Source organism: Curtobacterium sp. HSID17257, from assembly GCF_003989515.1.
Taxonomy (GTDB): domain Bacteria; phylum Actinomycetota; class Actinomycetes; order Actinomycetales; family Microbacteriaceae; genus Curtobacterium.
This window is the reverse complement of sequence record NZ_RBLU01000250.1, coordinates 1-551: the sequence shown is the minus strand read 5'-3', so window position 1 is coordinate 551 and position 551 is coordinate 1. Positions and strand designations below refer to the sequence as shown.

General features: G+C 77.0%; 1 protein-coding gene and 1 pseudogene. One reads left to right on the top strand and one right to left on the bottom strand.

What is annotated here, in order from left to right:
* Positions 1 to 382, bottom strand: a pseudogene (locus D8M35_RS16760) (hypothetical protein); the annotation flags it as partial.
* Between D8M35_RS16760 and D8M35_RS17150 the strand changes: the two are divergent.
* Positions 368 to 551, top strand: a 184-nt coding sequence (locus tag D8M35_RS17150) for a hypothetical protein (protein ID WP_238638289.1), incomplete at its 3' end; no start/stop codon positions are given. The pseudogene D8M35_RS16760 and the gene D8M35_RS17150 sit on opposite strands and share 15 nt — an antisense overlap.

The window sequence follows — 551 nt, the reverse complement described above, 5'->3', positions numbered from 1 at the left end:
CGATCTCGGCCTGCAGTGCGGTTGCCCGCTCCGGCGGGAGCAGCGCTGCCCGGGCCGCGTCGACCGCGTCGAAGCCCTGCTCGGCCAGCGCGCGGGCGACCTCTCCGGTCCGCTCGACCACGGTCTGCGCGGCCGTGGCCGCCTGCGCCTCGGCAGCGGAGACCTCGACGGCTCGAGCGGCGAGGTCGTCGAGCTGTCGGACCGTCCGTGCGAGGGAGCGGTCGTCCGGCGCGCGATCGTCGTCGTGGACGGCTGCGGTCCAGGGACTGACGGCGAGGGACGCTGCCCGGAGCCGTGCGTCCGTGACGGCAGCGGTGTCGTGGTCGAGCCGTTCCTCCTCGGCCGCGCTCGTCGCGACGAGGACGGCGTGCTCGGCCTGCACCGTGTGGTGCTCGCGTTCGAGCGCTCGGGTCTCGTCGTCGTGGGCCAGCCGGCGCTGTTCGACCTCGGCGACGTGGACGGCGGCCGCGCGTGCGGCGTCGACGCGGGCAGCGGCGGCAGCGGCCTGGGTCGCCAGGGCATCGGCGTCCGTGTCCCCGCCCGCCGCGCAG